The organism is Streptomyces sp. NPDC088732, from assembly GCF_044751205.1.
Classification (GTDB): Bacteria; Actinomycetota; Actinomycetes; order Streptomycetales; family Streptomycetaceae; genus Actinacidiphila.
The window spans coordinates 1-18,547 of the sequence record NZ_JBIVLI010000041.1 but is presented as its reverse complement, the minus strand read 5'-3'; the positions used below and the strand labels follow the sequence as shown (position 1 = coordinate 18,547).

The following is an 18,547-nucleotide window of genomic DNA, read 5'->3' as shown; positions in this document are numbered from 1 at the left end:
CCCCGGGGCCCCCGGGAGCGCGTCCGCTGCCGACCCGTAACAGCCGGGCTACGATCGATACATGGCCGGCCCGCTCCAGTCCATCGAACGGGCGGCGGCGATCCTGCGTCTGCTGGCCGGCGGCTCCCGCCGACTGGGACTCGGCGAGGTGGCGGCCTCGCTGGGGCTGGCGAAGGGCACCGCCCACGGAATTCTGCGCACCCTCCAGCACGTCGACTTCGTCGAGCAGGACCCCGCCACCGGGAAGTACCAGCTCGGCGCCGCCCTGCTGCACCTGGGCAGCAGCTACCTGGACGTCAACGACCTGCGCTCGCGCTCCATCAACTGGGCGGACGCCCTGGCCGCGCGCAGCGGCGAGGCGGTACGGCTGGGCACCCCCCTGGAGGGCCAGGTGCTCATCGTCCACCACGTCTTCCGCCCCGACGACAGCCTGCAGACCCTCGACATGGGGGTGCTGCTGCCGCTGCACGCCTCCGCCCTCGGCAAGGTGCTGATGGCGTTCGGGTCCAGCCCCGTGGAAGCGGCGATCGCCGCCGGACTGGAGGCGTACACCCGGCACACCCTGACCGACCCCGACGACCTCCAGCGCGCCCTCGCGGAGGTCCGCGAGCAGGGCTGGGGCGGCGAGGTGCAGGAGATGTCGATGGGCGAGGCGGGCATCGCGGCACCCATCCGCGGGCACGGCGGGCTGGTGGTGGGCGCGATCGGGGTCTCCGGCCCCGTCGAGCGGATCTGCGACTCCAAGGGCCGGCCGCAACCGGCCATGGTCACCCTGCTCCGGGAGGCGGCACGGGCGATCTCCAGAGACCTGGGCGCGGCCCGCTGGTAGCAGGTCACCCAGCTGGCCCCGAACGCATCGGAAGGCAGGCCCCCGACATGGTTGAACGGTATGTGTTGTCCATCGACCAGGGCACCACCTCCACCCGATGCATCCTGTTCGACCATCGCGGCCGCCTGGTGGCGGTCGCCCAGCGCGAGCACCAGCAGCACTTCCCCAAGCCCGGGTGGGTGGAGCACGACGCCCTGGAGATATGGCGCAACCTCCAGCGCGTCGTGCCGCAGGCGCTGTCCGAGGCCGGCATCACCCCCGAGGAGGTCGCCGCCATCGGGATCGCGAACCAGCGGGAGACCGCCGTCGTGTGGGACCGCGCCACCGGCACCCCGCTGGGACGGGCCATCGTCTGGCAGGACACCCGCACCGGCCCCCTCGTCGACGAGCTGCTGCGGGACCCCGGGGCGGAGTTCTTCATGGAACGGTGCTGCCTGCCGCCCTCCACCTACTTCTCCGCGCCCCGGCTGCGCTGGCTCTTCGAGCACTCCCCCGGCCTGCGGGAGCGCGCCGCGGACGGCGAGGTGCTCTTCGGGACGATGGAGACCTGGCTGCTGTGGAACCTCACCGGCGGCCCGGACGGCGGCCTGCACATCACCGACGTCACCAACGCCAGCCGCACCATGCTGATGAGCTTCCGCTCGCTGGCCTGGGACGACGAGCTGCTGGACTTCTTCGGCGTGCCCCGCGCCATGCTCCCGGAGATCCGCGCCTCGGCCGAGGTCTACGGCGAGGCCAAGGCCGTGCTCCCCGGGGTGCGCCTGGCCGCCGCCCTCGGCGACCAGCAGGCCGCGCTGTTCGGGCAGACCTGCTTCTCGCCCGGCGAGGCGAAGTGCACGTACGGCACCGGCAGCTTCCTGCTGCTCAACACCGGCGACCGGCTCGTACTCTCGAACCACGGGCTGATCACCACCATCGCCTACAAGATCGACGGACAGCCCGCGGTCTACGCGCTGGAGGGCCCGATCGCCGTCACCGGCTCGCTCGTCCAGTGGTTCCGGGACCGGCTCGGCCTGATCAACAGCGCGCCGGAGATCGAGACCCTGGCCCGCACGGTCGAGGACAACGGCGGCTGCTACATCGTCCCCGCCTTCTCCGGGCTCTTCGCCCCGCACTGGCGCAGCGACGCCCGCGGCGTCATCGTCGGCCTCACCTCGTACATCACCAAGGGCCACCTGGCCCGCGCCGTCCTGGAGGCCACGGGCTGGCAGACCCGCGAGGTCGTCGACGCGATGAACGCCGACTCCTCGATCGCCCTGAAGGAACTCAAGGTCGACGGCGGCATGACCGCCGACAACCTCCTCATGCAGTTCCTCGCCGACGTCCTCGACGTCCCCGTGGTGCGCCCCATGGTCGCCGAGACCGTCTCCCTCGGCGCCGCCTACGCCGCCGGCCTCGCCGCCGGCTACTGGCCCGATCTGAAGGTCCTGCGCCGCAACTGGCACCGCGCGGGGCAATGGCTGCCCGCGATGGAACCCGCGGAACGCGAGGCCGAGTACGACTGCTGGAAGCGCGCCGTCGAGCGCTCCATCGGCTGGATCCGGCCCCCCAAGGCCCCCTGACCCGGCCCCGCGGCGCGGGGGCGCAGCCGGGCCGGCCGGCGACGCCCCGGTTATTCGAGGAGCCGGAAGCCCGGCCGGGCTGTCCACGCGCGCAGGAACTCCGCTGTGGCGAACGCGGTCGGCCACGCATCGTCCGTCATCGCCGGCACACCCGGAAGGCCTGCCACGACGGCCATCCGGCCGTCCCACAGCTCGACACCGGCCACGCCGCCCATCACGTCCATGATGGAAGCCGTCAGCAAGGCCGTGGCGATGTGATCGATCCGGTCGTTGCACCCGGCGATGACGTCCACGGCATGCGTGGGGCGGAATCCGACGAGTGCCTCCAGATCAGGCCCGTCTTCGTGCTCGCCTTCGAAGATCTCCTCGTCCCCGATGCCGGGCCCCACCACGGACACCAGGAAAGGCCGGCGCGTGTCGACATTCCCTGGGCCCACAACGCCCAGACGGTCCGCGAAGACGTTGATGTCGTAGAAGCCGGGACGCCGCTCCTCGAACCAGGACGAAGCACCTACCAGCAGGTCGCGGAGTCGCTGGATCACCGCGGCGGAGGGAGCCGCGGGCAACTCGATCACCAACACCGGGTCGGCCACAGCGCGAGCCCAGCCCGCCCGCCACGGCGGTCCGGCGCATGTGATCATCCAGCGTATGAGCGATGAGCCGGACCACTTGTTCACCGTGCACCTGGCTGTTGAGATGGACGAGCGCGAGGAACTGACGCGCCTTCTCGATGCCGGCGCCGATCCTGACGAAGTCGACGAGTTCAACGGCTGGACCCCGCTGCTCCGCGCGATCGAAGGCGAGTCGGACGGGTCGGTGCAGACGGGAAAGCCGCTGGAGGCGGCAACGACCGCGATTCTCCTGGCGTACGGTGCTGACCCCGAGCGGCCCTCACGGGACGGACTCACCCCGATGCATCTCGCGTTCCAGGCACGGCACGAGATGGCGGTGCGCCTCCTGGAAGCGCACATTGCTCGCCGTCGCGCCCAGGGGTAGCCGCCTCAGGCGTTCTCGTGGCGTATCCGGCGCGCAGGCGTCAGGGCCGCAGGTCCTCGCCTTGCGGGTCGCCACTTCACAGGTCGGTCCGGGACACGTCGGCCTCGCGGCAGAGGACGACGTGCGCCGGCCGGAACGGAAGCGCGCGCAAGCCCGGTTCCAGCACGGCAAAGAGGGCATCGGCATCCGGGCCGTACGCGTAGAGCACGGCTTCACCCCCGCCGAACTCGTTCCCGCCCAGCTCACCGACCCCCGCCGCCTCGACGGCCGCCGACAGCGCACGTTGCGCCGCGTAGAAGCGTGCGCGCTCGTCAGGCTCGCCGAAGCCCTCGCCGCCGAGGCGGTAGCGAGCGGTCACGGACTGTTCGGAACTGTTGGTCGCCGGCATACGAAACACGGTTCCAGCAGGGTCCGACACACGCGGCACCGAACGGGTTGAGCCACAGCAGGTTCAACGGCCGTACGGGGCAGGCGCGTTCGTTCGTCCTTCACCTGGCCGTCGTCGTGGGTTGCGGCCGGGCGCGCAGTCTTACGCGATGCGAACAAGGCGCAGGGGGCCCTTGATCGCACCGCGGGCACGGAATCCGTGCTCCGCGACACGGGGGGATCGATGGTTCATGGGAACGGTCGGCAATCGACGGCACCGGCCGGTACCGGCCCGGCGCCGGAACGCCGAGCACGCGTGAGCAGGCGAGCCCGCCTCAGGTCCGCAACCGCCGCCCCGGGCACTGAGCAACCGCTCCACCGACGGCACGCACTCACCCACAGCAACCAGGAGTCCTTCACCATGCCCGGCTCACTTCCGGCATTTCTCGCACGCCTGAGAGTCGTCACCGCTCTCACCCTTCTGGCCGGCGTCCTGTTCGGCGCCGGCCCGGCAACCGCCGCGACGTACACGCCGATCTCGGGCGCCGGGTCGACCTGGAGCCAGAACGCGCTCGACCAGTGGCGGGCCAGCGTCAAGCAGTACAACATGATCATCAACTACAGCGGCACGGGCTCGTCGGACGGCCGCAACCAGTTCCGCAACGGCACGGTGGACTACGCCGTCTCCGAGATCCCCTACGGCATGGCGGACTCCGGCGTCGTCGACGTGCCACCGGTGCGCCGTTACAGCTACCTACCGATCACGGCCGGTGGCACGTCCTTCATGTACAACCTCACCATCGACGGGAAGCGGGTCACCGACCTGCGGCTGTCCGGCGAGGTCATCGCCAAGATCTTCACCGGCCGGATCACGAACTGGAACGACCCCGCCATCAAGGCCGACAACCCGGCCATCGCTTCCAAGCTGCCCGACCGCCCGGTCGTCCCGGTGGTGCGTTCCGACACCTCCGGCACCACGGCGCAGCTCAGCACCTGGATGAGCAAGCAGTACCCCTCCCTGTGGGACGACTACTGCGCCCGGGCCGGGCGCAGCGCCCCCTGCGGGACGACCTCGAACTACCCGCTGGTGCAGGGCAGCGGCTTCGTCGCCCAGGCGGGCTCGAACGGGGTCTCCGGCTACGTGGCGCAGAGCGGCAGCATGGGCACCATCACGTACGTCGAGTACTCGTACGCGAAGTACACCACCGGCTTTCCGGTCGCCAAGGTGCTCAACAAGGCCGGCTACTACGTCGAGCCCACCGCGTCGAACGTCGCGGTGGCACTGCTGGAGGCGCGGATCAACCAGGACGCGACGCAGAACCTCGACGGCGTCTACAACAGCACCGACCCGCGTGCCTACCCGCTCTCCAGCTACAGCTACATGATCATTCCGACCGCCTTGGAGTCGCACTTCAACGCCCAGAAGGGCGAGACCCTGGGCGCCTTCGCCTACTTCGCGCTCTGCCAGGGCCAGCAGAGCGTGGACGACCTGGGTTACGCGCCGCTGCCCGTCAACCTCGTGCAGGCGGGTCTGGAACAGGTCCGCAAGGTCCCCGGCGTCAACGTCGCCGGCATCGACATCACGAACTGCCACAACCCCACCTTCTCCTCCGACGGCACCAACACCCTCGTCAAGACGGCCCCTTACCCGTCCGTCTGCGACCGCTTGGGCAGCGGTCCCTCGTGCGACGGCACCCCCGACGACGCGTCGGAGTTCATCACGACGACCCTCGAACCCGGGACGCTCGTGATGTCCGTCGCGGGCGACCCTCACGTGGAGCTGCCGACCCCGCTGCTCGGTGAGTCGGGCGAGTACCTGCACACCTCGGGTCAGCTGACCCCGGTCACCGTCACCGACACCCGCCCCGGCAACTTCGGCTGGACCGCCACGGCCCAGGCAGGCGACTTCACCGACCCGGCCGGCAACACCATCGACGCGACCCACCTGACCTGGACCCCCAGCGTCGCCGACCGCGGCAACGTCCACACGGTCACCGCAGGCGACCCCATCCCCCTCGGCGACGGCACCGGCCTCGCGGACGCCCGGACCCTGGCCACCGGCACCGGCCCCGGCACCGCGGACCTCGGCGCCGAGCTCAACCTGGACGCCCCCACCACCACCGTGCCCGGCACGTACACCGCGGTCCTCACGCTGACCGTCATCTGAGCGACCCGGCCCCGGCCACCGCGGGCCCGCCCCGGAACGAGAGCGTGAGCGCGGCCGCCCCGCGCTCACGCTCCTCGTACGGCCCCCGCACCGGCGCGACCCACGATCGCTGTGCGGCGTCGACGATGTCAGACGGCAGTGTCACTCCGGACTTCCCCGGCTGTCGGCGGGCGACGCGAACGGAAGGCCCGCCACACCAGACGGAGTTCGCTGAGAACCCCGAGCGCGGGCACGAGGGCCCACCAGACCGAGCCACCCTGCCGGTACTGGGAGACTCCCACGCTCAGGATCACGAGGGCCACCACGAGCCCGGCGCAGGAACTGACCCGGTCCACCAGCGGACGACCGGGACCCGGTCGGCCGCGAGCGGGGAAACCCGCGGGCGGCACAGGCCGAACAAGACGACGCCGGGCCGGCAGCGTCGTGCTGCCGGCCCGGAGCGCGTCGTAACGGCGGGACCTCCGCCGGAGGCGCGGCTACAGGTTCGGGAGGTTCTTGCGGAGCTCGAACGCCGTGACCTCGGAGCGGTACTCCTCCCACTCCTGCTTCTTGTTGCGGAGGAAGAAGTCGAAGACGTGCTCGCCCAGCGTCTCGGCGACCAGTTCGCTGCGCTCCATGAGGTGGATGGCCTCGCCGAGGTTCTGCGGCAGCGGCTCGATGCCGAGGGCGCGGCGCTCGGCGTCGGACAGGGCCCAGACGTCGTCGTCGGCGCCCGGCGGGAGCTCGATGCCCTGCTCGATGCCCTTGAGGCCGGCCGCGAGGAGCACGGCGTAGGCGAGGTAGGGGTTGGCGCCGGAATCGAGGGAGCGGACCTCGACGCGGGTGGAGCCGGTCTTGCCGGGCTTGTACATGGGCACGCGGATCAGCGCGGAGCGGTTGTTGTGGCCCCAGCAGATGTACGAGGGGGCCTCGCCGCCGGCGCCCGCGGTGCGGTTGGCGCCGCCCCAGATGCGCTTGTACGAGTTGACCCACTGGTTGGTGACCGCGGAGATCTCGCCGGCGTACTTCAGCAGGCCGGCGATGAAGGAGCGGCCGACTTTGGAGAGCTGGTACTCGGCACCGGACTCGTGGAAGGCGTTGCGGTCGCCCTCGAAGAGGGACAGGTGGGTGTGCATGCCGGAGCCGGGGTGCTCGCTGAAGGGCTTCGGCATGAAGGTGGCGTTCACGCCCTGCTCCAGCGCGACCTGCTTCATGACCAGCCGGAAGGTCATGATGTTGTCGGCGGTGGAGAGCGCGTCCGCGTAGCGCAGGTCGATCTCCTGCTGGCCCGGGGCGCCCTCGTGGTGGGAGAACTCCACGGAGATGCCCATCGACTCCAGCATCGTGATCGCCTGGCGGCGGAAGTCCTGGCCCACGTTCTGCGGCGTGTGGTCGAAGTAGCCGGAGTTGTCCGCCGGGACCGGCACGGTGCCGTCCAGCGGAAGGTTCTTCAGCAGGAAGAACTCGATCTCGGGGTGCGTGTAGAACGTGAACCCCAGGTCCGAGGCCTTGGCCAGGGATCGCTTGAGGACGAAGCGCGGGTCCGCGTACGACGGCGAGCCGTCGGGCATGAGGATGTCGCAGAACATCCGGGCGGCGCCGGGCGCCTCGGCGCGCCACGGGAGGATCTGGAAGCTGCCGGGGTCCGGTTTGGCGATCATGTCGGACTCGTAGACCCGGGCGAAGCCCTCGATCGCGGAGCCGTCGAAGCCGATGCCCTCGTCGAAGGCCTGCTCCAGTTCCGCCGGCGCGACGGCCACGGACTTCAGATAGCCCAGCACGTCCGTGAACCAAAGCCGCACAAAGCGGATGTCCCGCTCCTCAAGGGTGCGGAGAACGAACTCCTGCTGCTTGTCCATAGCTACATCCTTGCAGGTCATACGGCCTGTGCACCACAGCCAAGGGCATGGCGGGAGCACGTCAGTATCACCCGCCGCGGTTTCCACAAGATTACGCATCCGTCGCGCCGCTACGACAGTCGGGAAAGCACGGACGTGGCTTGCGCCACACAGCGCGCACTCCTACATCGCGTCGGTTTGACGATTACACTGGGCGCCGTGCCTCAACTACGCCTCGCTCTGAATCAGATCGACTCCACGGTGGGCGACCTCGCCGGCAACGCGGAGTCGGTGGTGCGCTGGACCCGGCACGCGGCCGAACAGGGAGCCCACCTCGTGGCGTTCCCCGAGATGGCGCTGACCGGGTACCCCGTCGAGGACCTCGTGCTGCGCTCCTCCTTCGTCGAAGCCAGCCGGACCGCCCTGGAGCGGCTCGCGGCCCGCCTGGCCGCCGAGGGCCTCGGGGACCTGCCGGTGATCGTCGGCTACCTCGACCGCAGTGAGAAGGCCCAGCCGCGGTACGGCCAGCCGGCCGGCTCGCCCCGCAACGCCGCCGCCGTGCTGCACGGCGGCAAGGTCGTGCTGAAGTTCGCCAAGCACCACCTGCCCAACTACGGCGTCTTCGACGAGTTCCGCTACTTCGTGCCCGGCGACACCCTCCCGGTCGTCCGCGTGCACGGGGTCGACGTCGCCCTCGCCATCTGCGAGGACCTGTGGCAGGACGGCGGCCGCGTGCCCGCCGCCCGCACCGCGGGAGCCGGGCTGCTGGTCGCGATCAACGCCTCCCCGTACGAGGTCGCCAAGGACGACACCCGGCTGGAGCTGGTGCGCAAGCGGGCCCAGGAGGCCGGCTGCACCCTCGCCTACGGTGCGATGATCGGCGGCCAGGACGAGCTGGTCTTCGACGGCGACTCCATCGTCGTCTCCGCCTCCGGCGACGTGATCGGGCGCGCCCCGCAGTTCGAGGAGGGCTGCGTCCTGCTCGACCTCGACCTGCCGGCCGCCGACCCCGCCAAGGTGCCGAGCGGCATCGTGGACGACGGGCTGGAGATCGAGCACGTCACGCTCTCCGCCGAACCGCTCCCGGCGTACGAGCCGGAAGTCCGCGGCGAGGAGGCGGCCCGGCTCGGCGACGACGAGGAGATCTACACCGCGCTCGTGGTGGGCCTGCGCGCCTACGTCGCCAAGAACGGCTTCCGCTCCGTCCTCATCGGGCTCTCCGGCGGCATCGACTCGGCCCTCGTCGCGGCCATCGCGTGCGACGCGGTCGGGGCGGCCAACGTGTACGGCGTCTCCATGCCGTCCCGGTACTCCTCGGACCACTCCAAGGACGACGCGGCCGAACTCGCCCGGCGCACCGGGCTCAACTTCCGCACCGTCCCCATCGCCCCGATGTTCGACGCGTACATGGGCGCCCTCGGGCTCACCGGCCTCGCCGAGGAGAACCTCCAGTCCCGGCTGCGCGGCACGATGCTGATGGCCATCTCCAACCAGGAGGGGCACATCGTCCTCGCCCCGGGCAACAAGAGCGAGCTCGCGGTCGGCTACTCCACCCTGTACGGCGACTCCGTCGGCGCGTACGGGCCCATCAAGGACGTCTACAAGACCACGGTCTTCCGCCTCGCGCAGTGGCGGAACCGCGCCGCGGCGGAGCGGGGCCAGACCCCGCCCATCCCCGAGAACTCCATCGCCAAGCCCCCCAGCGCGGAACTGCGGCCGGGGCAGGTCGACACGGACTCCCTGCCGGACTACGACGTCCTGGACCGGATGCTGGCGATGTACGTCGACCAGGACCAGGGACGCGACGCGATCGTCGCCGCCGGGTTCGACGCGGAACTCGTCGCCAAGGTGCTGCGGATGGTGGACACGGCGGAGTACAAGCGGCGGCAGTATCCGCCGGGGACGAAGATCTCGGCAAAGGGGTTCGGCAAGGACCGGCGGCTTCCGATCACGAACCGCTGGCGCGAACACGCCTGACGCTTCGCGTCCGGACCGGTCAGGTTCCTTTCCTGCCCTCCCGCCCGTGTGCCCTGTGAAGTCACGCGCCCCGACGCAAGTCGTCGGGGCGCCGGGTTCGGGGCCTCCGGGGCTGCACGTCCTGGACTGGATATTTACGTGCCTTTCCAGCGCTTTCCACTGTTCGCCCCGGATACCGCACACAAATATGCCGAACGTCCAGAACATCCACCCCTACGACCCCGCCCCCTCCGTGAGCTCTCGCGCCTGATCCCCGGTGGGGGGTATGAAGCAGCACCGTGCTCAGGCCACCTGTCGGCGCGGCGCAGTCGGGTGCAGGGGAACGGCCACCAGCCTTCGGCCGGGGGTGCCGCAGGTGGGCATTCGCGCCCGATCCCCGGCGGGGGGTAGGAAGGCGGCCAGGTCACCCGTCGGTGCGGCACGGTCGGCTGCGGTCGATGACCAGCCGACAGCGCTGGGCAGCCCCGCGATCCTCTCGCGACACTTCCCGGTGCATTGGCGATCCGGCGCGGTCCGAGTGCCTACAGGTGACGGCCGCGCTGCGCCAACGACGGCTTGGGCACGGTGCCGTCTCTACCCACCCACCGGGGATCAGGCGCGATACGAGACGGAGGGGGCGGGGTCGTAGGGGTGGCGTTCTGGACACTGGAGCATATTTGGGTGCATGACCCGGAGTGATCAAGCCGGGTACCTGAGGCACCTAAATGTGCTGTCCAGAATGGCAGCCCCGGAGGCCCCGAACCCGACCCCCAACAACGCGCGTCGGGGCGCGTGACTTCACAGGGCACACGGGAGGGAGGGCGGGGGAAAAACCCCGGCGGCCAGGCGCTAGCCGACCCGCTCGGGCGCCGCCCCCCGCACCACCCCCGCCGCCACGACCCGCGACCCGGACACCCCGCCACGCCGCTCCAGCAGCGCAGCCGCCCCCGCTATCGCGACGCCGAACACGGCGAGCCCCGCCCCCGCCACCGCGGGCGCGACGTAGCCCAGGCCGCGGGCGATGACGAACCCGCCGAGCCACGCGCCGCCCGCGTTGGCGAGGTTGAACGCCGCCTGGTTCGCGGCGGAGGCGAGGCCGGGGGCCTGCCGGGCCTTGTCCATGACGAGCATCATCAGGGGGGAGCCCGCGGCGAACGCCGCGATCCCGAGGAGGACGACGGTGAGCGCGGCGCTCCACTGCGCGTGCGCGGTCACCGTGAACAGGAGCAGGACCACCGCGAGCGCGCCGAGGCTGCCGAGCAGGGCGGGCCGCAGGGCCCGGTCGGCGAGGCGGCCGCCGAGCAGGTTGCCTATGGTGGCGCCGACGCCGAAGAGCGCGAGCACGATCGTGACGCTGCTCTCGCCGAAGCCGGCGACCTTGGTGAGCAGCGGCGTGACGTAGCTGTAGACCGTGAAGACCGCGGCGAAGCCGAAGATCGTGGTGGCGAGTGCCAGCCAGACCTGTCCGTTGCGGAAGACCGAGAGTTCGTGCCGCAGTCCGCCGCCCGGCGTCATGGGCAGGCGGGGGACGAGGAGCGCGATGCTGGCCATGGCGATGAGGCCGATCACGCCGACGGTGAGGAAGGTGGCCCGCCATCCCAGGTGCTGGCCCATGAGCGTGGCCGCGGGGACGCCCACGATGTTGGCGACGGTGAGCCCGGCGATCATGAGGGAGACCGCGCGGGCCCTGCGCGCCGGGTCGACCATGCCCGCGGCCACGACCGCGCCGGCGCCGAAGAAGGCGCCGTGCGGGAGCCCGGCGACGATGCGTCCGGCGAGCAGCCAGCCGAAGCCGGGGGCGAGCGCGGAGAGGGTGTTGCCGACCGTGAACAGGCCCATGAGCATGATGAGCAGGGTCTTGCGCGGCATGCGCGTGGTGAGGGCGGCCAGCGCGGGCGCGCCGATGACGACGCCGAGGGCGTAGCCGGAGACGAGGTAGCCGGCGGTCGGGATGGAGGTGTGCAGGTCGTCCGCGACGTTGGGCAGCAGGCCCATCATCACGAACTCCGTCGTGCCGATGCCGAATGCGCTGATCGCCAGTGCGAGCAGGGCGAGAGGCATGAGTGACCCTTCCGGGGAGGTGGGACGCGGGGAGCGTTATTAGTTTATCTTCGGAACAAACTCTCCCCGACCATTCTTCCCGTGGTGTCACCCACAGACGAACGGCACGTTAAACCCGCTTGCTACGAAAGGGCCACTTTCGCGGCCACCGGCCGGTGGTCGCTGTCGGTCGCCGGCAGCACCCAGGAGTCGGTGGGTTCCGCGCCCCTGACGAGGATCTGGTCGATCCGGGCCATCGGGAAGTCGGCGGGCCAGCTGAAGCCGAACCCGTGGCCGGCGGCGCCCTGCGTGGAGCGCATCTGCGAGGTGATGTTGGCGAGCGCGCGGTCGTTCATGGTCCCGTTGAGGTCGCCCATGAGGATCACGTCGGGCATCTTCTCCTCGGCGATGGCCTCGCCGAGGTCGTCGGCGCTGTGGTCCCGCTCCCCGGCCGTGAAGCCCGCGTTGAACTTGACCCGCACCGAGGGCAGGTGGGCGACGTAGACCGCGGCCTTCCCGTCCGGTGTGGTGATCGCGGCCCGCATGGCGCGGACCCAGCCGAGCCCGATGTCGACCGGGTGCACGCCGGTGAGGGGGTACTTGCTCCACAGCCCGACCGTGCCCTGCACCGAGTGGTAGGGGTAGGCGGCCTTGAGGCCGTGCTCGTACGAGGGCGCCTGGCCGACCGCGATCTCCTCCAGGGCGATCACGTCGGCGCCGGAGGCGATGAGGTCGCGGGCGGTGCCGGCCGGGTCGGGGTTGTCGGCGTTGACGTTGTGGGTGAGCACGGTCAGGTCGCCGCCGCCGGTGTGCTTGTCCGAGAGCAGGCCGCCGAAGAAGTTGACCCAGACCAGCACCGGCACCAGGAGCGCGATCAGCGCGGTCGCCGAGCGCCGCAGCAGGGCGACCAGGAGCAGGACCGGGATCGCCAGGCCGACCCACGGCAGGAAGGTCTCGGTCAGGCTGCCCACGTTGCCGATCCGGTTGGGCAGGGCACCGTGAAAGCCCATCACCAGGGCAATGAGGACGGCCAGTACGGCGGTGATGATGCCGCGCCGCCACATGCCGTCCCTGAACTTCCCGGCCCAGCGCCTGAGTCGCCCCGCCGCGCCGGACCCGCGTCGCGGCTCTCCGCCGCCGTCGGTGGTCACGTTCGCGTCGTACGCCTGCGCCATGGGGGAAGTCCTCACTGTCTTGCGAAGTGCTCAGTCGACCATAGGGGATCGACACAAGGAGGACGGGGCGCGCCGGACGGCGGGTTCCCGCGAAGGGTGGCGGGAGGCCGCCTGTGACACAACGGGCACATTCCGCCCGTTACCGCCCGCTCAGGGCGCGCCACGCACGGCACGCACGCCGCTCAGCACCGAGTCCACGATCTGCTCGGACAGTCCGTCCGGGAGCGAGGCCTCCGGGCGGAGCATCACGCGGGAGAGCATCGGCCCGACGAAGAGGTCGCTGAGCAGTTCCAGGTCCACGTCGTCGCGCAGCTCGCCCTCGCGGATACCGCGGGCGAGCACGTCGGCGACCTGCCGGCGGCGGGTGACGATGACGGTGTCGTGGTACGCGGCCCACAGCTCGGGCACGTTCTGGAACTGGGCGAGGACGTTGCGCATGAGCGCGGACGACCGCTTCACCAGGGCGCGGCGCCGTATGAACTCCACGCAGGTCACCAGGTCGTCGCGGACCGAGACGCCGGCGAGTTCGGGCGCCTCCTCGTCGACGGAGCGCAGGACGTCCAGCATGAGGGCGTCCTTGCCGGGCCAGCGCCGGTAGACGGTGGCCTTGCCGACGCCCGCGGCGCGGGCAATGCCCTCCATGGACAGCCCGCCGATCGTGGCGCCCTCCTCGATGAGCCGCAGGACGGCCTCGACGATCGCCGAGTCGGCCTCCGCGCTGCGCGGACGCCCGCGCGGGCACCGGGGCCGGCCGGCCTCGGAGTCCTCCCGCGCGGGCGTCGCCGGCAACGTCATCGGCCGACCTCCACCGGACGGGCCTCACGCTCCTCGCCGCCCGCGGGCCGCGCCGCGGCGCCCTTGCGCGGCAGGAAGATCAGCACGACGACCATCCCGAGCAGGGCGACGGCGGTCGAGGCCAGCGCGGTGACGTGGATGGCGTGGATGAAGGCGTCGGTGGCGGGGGCGATCAGCGCCTTGCCCGCGGGCCCCATGTGCTCGGCGACGGCCCGGGTGGCCTCGATGGACTCGCCGGCCTGGTGCTGCACGCCGGCGGGGAGGCCGGTCAGATGGTCCTTGATGCCGTCACGGTAGACCGTGGACATCACGGAGCCGAGGACTGCCACGCCGAGGGCGCCGCCGACCTGCCGGAAGGTGTTGTTGACGGCCGAGCCCGAGCCGGCCTTCTCGCGCGGCAGGGAGGACATGATGGCGACGGTCGCCGGCGGCATGACGTGCGCCATGGCCGTGCCCATCAGGAAGAACAGCAGCTCGAGGATCCAGATCGGGCTGTCGGAGTCCAGCAGCTGGAAGCCGAGGAAGGACAGCGCGATCAGCCCGAGGCCGGCGCCGCAGGTCGCCCGGGCGCCGATGCGGTCGACCACGAGCCGGGCCCGCGGCGCGAAGATCAGCTGGGCGACGGCGAGCGGGAGCAGGAGCAGACCGGACTCCAGGGCGCTGTAGCCGCGCACGCTCTGCATGTAGAAGACCATGAAGAACGTCACGCCCATGAGCGCGAAGAAGACCAGGCCGATCGCGGAGACCGAGGCCGAGAAGGTCGGGTTGCGGAAGTACGCCACGTCGAAGGCGGGGTGGCTGCTGCGCGCCTCGAACCAGACGAAGGCGCCCAGGATCACCAGGCCGCCGACGATGGTCGTCCAGGCGGCGGGGGCGCCGAAGTCGGCCAGCTGGCCGCCCTTGATGATGCCGTACACCAGCAGCACGAGGCCGACGATGGACAGCGACACACCGATCGGGTCGAGCCGGCCCGGCTTCGGGTCCCGGGAGTCGGGGACGAGCAGCACCATCGCCACCAGCGCGACCAGGATGATCGGCACGTTCACCAGGAAGACCGAGCCCCACCAGAAGTGCTGGAGCAGCAGGCCGCCGGTGACCGGGCCGATGGCGATGCCCAGGCCCACGGCGCCGGTCCAGATGCCGATCGCCTTGGGCTGCTCCTCGCGCTCGAAGACGTTGATGATGATGGCGAGGGTGGCGGGCATGACGAACGCGCCGCCGAATCCCATGACGGCGCGGAAGGCGATCAGTTCCCCGGAGGAGCCGGCGAAGGCCGACAGCACCGATCCGATGCCGAAGGCGACCATGCCGAAGAGCAGCACCTTCTTGCGGCCGATCCGGTCGCCGAGCAGGCCGGCGGTGAAGAGCAGACCGGCGAAGACCAGCGTGTAGGAGTTGATGGCCCACTCCAGCTGGCTCTGGGTGGCGCCCAGTCCGGTCGGGGCGGGCTCGGCGATGGTCTTCATCGCCACGTTGAGGATCGAGTTGTCCAGCACCACCACGAGGAGGCTGAGCAACAGGACGCTGAGTATCGCCCAGCGGCGGCGGTGAACCGCCTCCGGGACGCTGAGGGGCCGGATCTGCGGCACGTCGGCGGACATGGTCCCACGCTAGACCCGAGTTTCGATACGAGACCGTCTCGTATTGTAAAACCTCGGCAAAGCGACGGGACCGGAGTCCCCCTTTGCGCGGGCGGCAGGTCGTGTCAGCATGGAAACGGTCCGGGGACGCCGTCAGGGCGCCTCGAGATGAACACAAGGAGCGTTGCGATGACGCACGCCGTTTCGGCTGCCCAGCCGCCTGCCCCGTCCGCACCCGACAGCAGCAAGGCGCTGTACGGGGGCAAGGGGACCCGGCGCATCACGGTCCGGGACATCGCCGCCGCCAAGGAGCGCGGCGAGAAGTGGCCCATGCTCACCGCCTACGACGCGATGACCGCTTCCGTCTTCGACGAGGCCGGCATCCCCGTCCTGCTGGTCGGCGACTCCATGGGCAACTGCCACCTCGGCTACGACAGCACCGTCCCCGTCACCCTGGACGAGATGACGATGCTCGCCGCCGCCGTCGTGCGCGGCACCAAGCGCGCGATGGTGATCGGCGACCTGCCCTTCGGCTCGTACCAGGAGGGCCCGACGCAGGCACTGCGCAGCGCCACCCGCCTGCTGAAGGAGGCCGGCGTCGGCGCCGTGAAGCTGGAGGGCGGCGAGCGCTCCGCCCACCAGATCGAGCTGCTGGTCCAGGCCGGCATCCCCGTGATGGCCCACATCGGCCTCACCCCGCAGTCCGTCAACGCCTTCGGCGGCTACACCGTGCAGGGCCGCGGCGAGGAGGCGGCGCAGCAGCTGCTGCGCGACGCCAAGGCCGTGCAGGACGCGGGCGCCTTCGCCGTCGTCCTGGAGCTGGTCCCGGCCGAGCTGGCCGCGGAGGTCACCCGCAGCCTGCACATCCCGACCGTCGGCATCGGCGCGGGCGCGGAGTGCGACGCCCAGGTACTGGTGTGGACCGACATGGCGGGGATGACGGGCGGCCGCGTGCCGCGCTTCGTCAAGCAGTACGCCGCCCTGCGCGAGACGCTCGGCGGCGCCGCGAAGGCCTTCGCGGAGGACGTGGCCGGCGGGGCCTACCCCGCCGCGGAACACAGCTTCCACTGAGGTCTTCCGCCGGGGCCTTCCTGCGAGGTCCGGCCCCCCGAAGACCCTCCTGAGCGGCGGTGCGCCCTGCCGCCTGCTTCCGCCCCGGGAATCCCCCTCCCCGGGGCGGAAGTTTTTTCCGGGACGGTTGAGTACGCCCGGGCCCCCGCGCGTATGAGTGGGCAGCCGCCCACCAGGGGGCGGCGGAGCACCGACCAGGAATGCCGGGGGCACAGGCATGAGCCTTGACAAGCTGCACCGATCAGTGATCGCGGGGGCCTTCGCCGCCACGATGCTGATCGCTGCCACCGCCTGCAACGCGAGCGGCGGCAGCGGTCCCCCGGTGGACGCGGTCCTTCCCCTGCCCTCCGCCACACAGCAGGCGGTGGGACTGCGGACCGTGGACAACGCCCAGCTGGGCACGCTCGTCACCGACAACCAGGGGTGGGTCCTCTACCGCTTCGACCAGGACAGGAACGTCCCGCCGACGGCGACCTGCGCCGGCCCGTGCGCGACCCGGTGGCTGCCGGCCGCCGCGGTCTCCGACACCCAGGTGCAGGGCGTCGACCAGAACCTGGTCGGCAGCGTCAAGCGTCCCGACGGATCCCTCCAGCTCACGCTCAACGGCTGGCCGCTCTACCGCTTCACGGGCGACAAGAACCCGGGCGACACCAAGGGCCAGGGCGTGGACCGGGTCTGGTTCGCGGCCGACATCCAAGGCGAGAAGGCCGTGCCCGGTGCACGGCCGAAGAGCGCCACCACCCAGAACGGGTCAGACGGATACTGATGGGACAGCAGGCATTGCGAGGACTCGACCCGCAGCGATCAGTAGGGCAGGATGCGCTCGTGGCCGACCATCGCTCAGGTGGGGTCCCCGAAGAGGACCTCATGCGGGCGCTCTACCGCGAACACGCGGGCGCTCTCTTCGCATACGTCCTTCGGCTGGTCGGCGGTGACCGCTACCTCGCCGAGGACGTCGTGCAGGAAACCCTCCTGCGCGCATGGAAGAGCGCTTCGCGGCTCGACCCGGGCGCCCGGTCATTGCGGCCCTGGTTGGTGACGGTCGCCCGACGGATCGTGATAGACGGCCACCGCAGCCGTCAGGCACGGCCCCCGGAGGCCTCCCCGGCCGCCCTCGACCAGCTCCCGGCCGAGGACGAACTCGAACGCTCCCTGAGGCTGATGACGATCTCCGACGCACTGGAAGATCTCACCGAGGCCCACCGCCAGGTGCTGATCGAAACGTACTTCAAGGGCCGGACGGTCAACGAGGCCGCGGCGGCGCTGGGGGTACCGCCCGGCACCGTGCGCTCGCGGGTCTTCTATGCCCTCCGCTCACTGAAAATCGCTCTTGAGGAAAGGGGTGTGACCACCTCGTGACGGTCTACGGTTACGGTTCCGGGGCAGGTACGCCTCACGACCCGCACGTCGACGTCGGGGCCTACGTCCTCGGCGTCCTCGACGACGCCGACATGGCGCGCTTCGAGGAGCACCTGGCCATCTGCCACCAGTGCGGACAGCAGCTCGACGAGCTGAGCGGGCTGGTGCCCGTGCTCGCCGAACTCGCCCCCGCCGGCGCCGGCGCACCGCTGCCGCCCAGCGGCGACGCGGTCCTCGGCAAGCTGCTCGGCAAGGTCTCCGACGAGCGCAGGACCCGCGCCCGGCGCAGGATGTTCGCGCTCGCCGCGTCCGTCGCCCTCATCATCGGCGGCCCGACGGTCGCGGTGCTGGCCTCCGGCGGCTCGGACTCCCCGGCGGCCCACACCTACGCCCAGGAGTTCAAGAGCTCCGACACCGCCACGGGCGTCAAGGCCACGGTCGGCGTCAACGAGAAGAAGTGGGGCAGCGAGGTCGGCCTCAACCTCTCCGGCGTCCAGGGCCCGCTCACCTGCCGCCTCGTCGCCATCGGCAAGGACGGCTCGCAGCAGACCGTCTCCACCTGGAGCGTCCCGACGGCGGGTTACGGCACCTCCGCCCAGCCGCAGCCGCTGACGCTCGACGGGTCGGCGGGGATGCAGCCGGACGACATCGCGCGCTTCGACGTCATCACGGCGCAGGGGCAGCGGCTGGTGTCGGTGAACGTCTGAGCCCTGCGGGGCCCGGAAGAGGCGCGGGGGGGGGCCCGGGGCGCGGCCCCCCCCCGCCCATACCGCCCGCGGGGGCCCCGCGGGGGGGGCTAGGCGCCCCCGGACGCCCAAAATATGGGCCCGGTGC

The 18,547-nt window shown here is 71.0% G+C and carries 17 protein-coding genes; 9 read left to right on the top strand and 8 right to left on the bottom strand.

Translation table 11 applies throughout. The features are described from left to right. Window positions 1-61: 61 nt before the first annotated feature. The gene (locus ACIP9H_RS40700; RefSeq protein WP_401592943.1) at window positions 62-829 is read left to right on the top strand and encodes an IclR family transcriptional regulator; all 768 of its coding nucleotides are present in this window, start codon (window positions 62-64) and stop codon (window positions 827-829) included. Window positions 830-876: 47 nt separating this feature from the next. Continuing rightward, window positions 877-2,391, top strand: a complete 1,515-nt coding sequence (gene glpK / locus ACIP9H_RS40695) for a glycerol kinase GlpK (protein ID WP_401592945.1) — start codon at window positions 877-879, stop codon at window positions 2,389-2,391. A 50-nt stretch (window positions 2,392-2,441) separates the two neighbouring features. Here glpK and ACIP9H_RS40690 read toward each other — a convergent pair whose 3' ends face one another. Continuing rightward, window positions 2,442-2,984 carry a DUF6368 family protein gene (locus tag ACIP9H_RS40690; RefSeq protein WP_401592947.1) on the bottom strand — a complete coding sequence of 181 codons (543 nt, stop codon included), beginning with the start codon at window positions 2,982-2,984 and terminating at the stop codon, window positions 2,442-2,444. A 55-nt stretch (window positions 2,985-3,039) separates the two neighbouring features. On the opposite strand from ACIP9H_RS40690, the gene ACIP9H_RS40685 reads away from it, so the two are divergent. Continuing rightward, window positions 3,040-3,387, top strand: coding sequence for an ankyrin repeat domain-containing protein (locus ACIP9H_RS40685; protein WP_401592949.1), 348 nt, complete (start codon window positions 3,040-3,042; stop codon window positions 3,385-3,387). A 76-nt stretch (window positions 3,388-3,463) separates the two neighbouring features. Here ACIP9H_RS40685 and ACIP9H_RS40680 read toward each other — a convergent pair whose 3' ends face one another. Continuing rightward, window positions 3,464-3,775: a hypothetical protein gene (locus ACIP9H_RS40680; RefSeq protein ID WP_401592951.1), complete on the bottom strand. Its 312-nt coding sequence runs from the start codon at window positions 3,773-3,775 to the stop codon at window positions 3,464-3,466. Between the two features lie 399 nt (window positions 3,776-4,174). On the opposite strand from ACIP9H_RS40680, the gene pstS reads away from it, so the two are divergent. Continuing rightward, window positions 4,175-5,920, top strand: coding sequence for a phosphate ABC transporter substrate-binding protein PstS (gene pstS / locus ACIP9H_RS40675; RefSeq protein ID WP_401592953.1), 1,746 nt, complete (start codon window positions 4,175-4,177; stop codon window positions 5,918-5,920). Here the strand turns inward: pstS and ACIP9H_RS40670 are convergent. Both ACIP9H_RS40670 and ACIP9H_RS40665 read right to left on the bottom strand, forming a co-directional pair. Beyond that, entirely contained in the window at window positions 5,913-6,065 is a 153-nt protein-coding gene (locus tag ACIP9H_RS40670; RefSeq protein ID WP_401964059.1) for a hypothetical protein, read from the bottom strand. The two genes, pstS and ACIP9H_RS40670, sit on opposite strands and share 8 nt — an antisense overlap. A 331-nt stretch (window positions 6,066-6,396) precedes the next feature. Beyond that, window positions 6,397-7,758: a glutamine synthetase family protein gene (locus ACIP9H_RS40665; RefSeq protein ID WP_401592955.1), complete on the bottom strand. Its 1,362-nt coding sequence runs from the start codon at window positions 7,756-7,758 to the stop codon at window positions 6,397-6,399. A 198-nt stretch (window positions 7,759-7,956) separates the two neighbouring features. Between ACIP9H_RS40665 and ACIP9H_RS40660 the strand changes: the two genes are divergently transcribed. Continuing rightward, window positions 7,957-9,714, top strand: a complete 1,758-nt coding sequence (locus ACIP9H_RS40660) for an NAD+ synthase (RefSeq protein ID WP_401592957.1) — start codon at window positions 7,957-7,959, stop codon at window positions 9,712-9,714. Window positions 9,715-10,542: 828 nt separating this feature from the next. On the opposite strand, the gene ACIP9H_RS40655 is transcribed toward ACIP9H_RS40660, so the two are convergent. From ACIP9H_RS40655 to ACIP9H_RS40640, 4 genes are all read right to left on the bottom strand, one after another. Beyond that, complete coding sequence (locus ACIP9H_RS40655) at window positions 10,543-11,754, bottom strand: MFS transporter (RefSeq protein ID WP_401592959.1); 1,212 nt, start codon at window positions 11,752-11,754, stop codon at window positions 10,543-10,545. A 122-nt stretch (window positions 11,755-11,876) separates the two neighbouring features. Further along, entirely contained in the window at window positions 11,877-12,797 is a 921-nt protein-coding gene (locus ACIP9H_RS40650) for an endonuclease/exonuclease/phosphatase family protein (protein WP_401593122.1), read from the bottom strand. Between the two features lie 261 nt (window positions 12,798-13,058). Then, window positions 13,059-13,703, bottom strand: coding sequence for a TetR/AcrR family transcriptional regulator (locus ACIP9H_RS40645; protein ID WP_401592961.1), 645 nt, complete (start codon window positions 13,701-13,703; stop codon window positions 13,059-13,061). Then, the gene (locus ACIP9H_RS40640; protein WP_401964056.1) at window positions 13,700-15,304 is read right to left on the bottom strand and encodes an MFS transporter; all 1,605 of its coding nucleotides are present in this window, start codon (window positions 15,302-15,304) and stop codon (window positions 13,700-13,702) included. The genes ACIP9H_RS40645 and ACIP9H_RS40640 overlap by 4 nt, the downstream gene beginning before the upstream one ends. Window positions 15,305-15,472: 168 nt before the next feature. On the opposite strand from ACIP9H_RS40640, the gene panB reads away from it, so the two are divergent. From panB to ACIP9H_RS40620, 4 genes are all read left to right on the top strand, one after another. Next, entirely contained in the window at window positions 15,473-16,354 is an 882-nt protein-coding gene (gene panB / locus ACIP9H_RS40635; RefSeq protein WP_401592965.1) for a 3-methyl-2-oxobutanoate hydroxymethyltransferase, read from the top strand. Between the two features lie 217 nt (window positions 16,355-16,571). Then, window positions 16,572-17,120, top strand: coding sequence for a hypothetical protein (locus tag ACIP9H_RS40630; RefSeq protein WP_401592967.1), 549 nt, complete (start codon window positions 16,572-16,574; stop codon window positions 17,118-17,120). Next, window positions 17,120-17,713: a sigma-70 family RNA polymerase sigma factor gene (locus tag ACIP9H_RS40625; RefSeq protein ID WP_319662217.1), complete on the top strand. Its 594-nt coding sequence runs from the start codon at window positions 17,120-17,122 to the stop codon at window positions 17,711-17,713. Before ACIP9H_RS40630 ends, ACIP9H_RS40625 begins: the two co-directional genes overlap by 1 nt. Then, window positions 17,710-18,420: an anti-sigma factor family protein gene (locus ACIP9H_RS40620; RefSeq protein ID WP_401592970.1), complete on the top strand. Its 711-nt coding sequence runs from the start codon at window positions 17,710-17,712 to the stop codon at window positions 18,418-18,420. The genes ACIP9H_RS40625 and ACIP9H_RS40620 overlap by 4 nt, the downstream gene beginning before the upstream one ends. The last annotated feature ends 127 nt before the right edge of the window (window positions 18,421-18,547 follow it).

What these genes read in the sequence shown, in the direction of transcription:
- ACIP9H_RS40645 (WP_401592961.1), bottom strand. Translation starts at nt 13,703, where the DNA reads ATGACGTTGCCGGCGACGCCCGCGCGGGAGGACTCCGAGGCCGGCCGG.
- panB (WP_401592965.1), top strand. Translation starts at nt 15,473, where the DNA reads ATGACGCACGCCGTTTCGGCTGCCCAGCCGCCTGCCCCGTCCGCACCC.
- ACIP9H_RS40665 (WP_401592955.1), bottom strand. Translation starts at nt 7,758, where the DNA reads ATGGACAAGCAGCAGGAGTTCGTTCTCCGCACCCTTGAGGAGCGGGAC.
- ACIP9H_RS40625 (WP_319662217.1), top strand. Translation starts at nt 17,120, where the DNA reads ATGGGACAGCAGGCATTGCGAGGACTCGACCCGCAGCGATCAGTAGGG.
- ACIP9H_RS40680 (WP_401592951.1), bottom strand. Translation starts at nt 3,775, where the DNA reads ATGCCGGCGACCAACAGTTCCGAACAGTCCGTGACCGCTCGCTACCGC.
- ACIP9H_RS40650 (WP_401593122.1), bottom strand. Translation starts at nt 12,797, where the DNA reads ATGTGGCGGCGCGGCATCATCACCGCCGTACTGGCCGTCCTCATTGCC.
- ACIP9H_RS40630 (WP_401592967.1), top strand. Translation starts at nt 16,572, where the DNA reads ATGAGCCTTGACAAGCTGCACCGATCAGTGATCGCGGGGGCCTTCGCC.
- ACIP9H_RS40700 (WP_401592943.1), top strand. Translation starts at nt 62, where the DNA reads ATGGCCGGCCCGCTCCAGTCCATCGAACGGGCGGCGGCGATCCTGCGT.
- ACIP9H_RS40685 (WP_401592949.1), top strand. Translation starts at nt 3,040, where the DNA reads ATGAGCGATGAGCCGGACCACTTGTTCACCGTGCACCTGGCTGTTGAG.
- ACIP9H_RS40640 (WP_401964056.1), bottom strand. Translation starts at nt 15,304, where the DNA reads ATGTCCGCCGACGTGCCGCAGATCCGGCCCCTCAGCGTCCCGGAGGCG.
- pstS (WP_401592953.1), top strand. Translation starts at nt 4,175, where the DNA reads ATGCCCGGCTCACTTCCGGCATTTCTCGCACGCCTGAGAGTCGTCACC.
- glpK (WP_401592945.1), top strand. Translation starts at nt 877, where the DNA reads ATGGTTGAACGGTATGTGTTGTCCATCGACCAGGGCACCACCTCCACC.
- ACIP9H_RS40655 (WP_401592959.1), bottom strand. Translation starts at nt 11,754, where the DNA reads ATGCCTCTCGCCCTGCTCGCACTGGCGATCAGCGCATTCGGCATCGGC.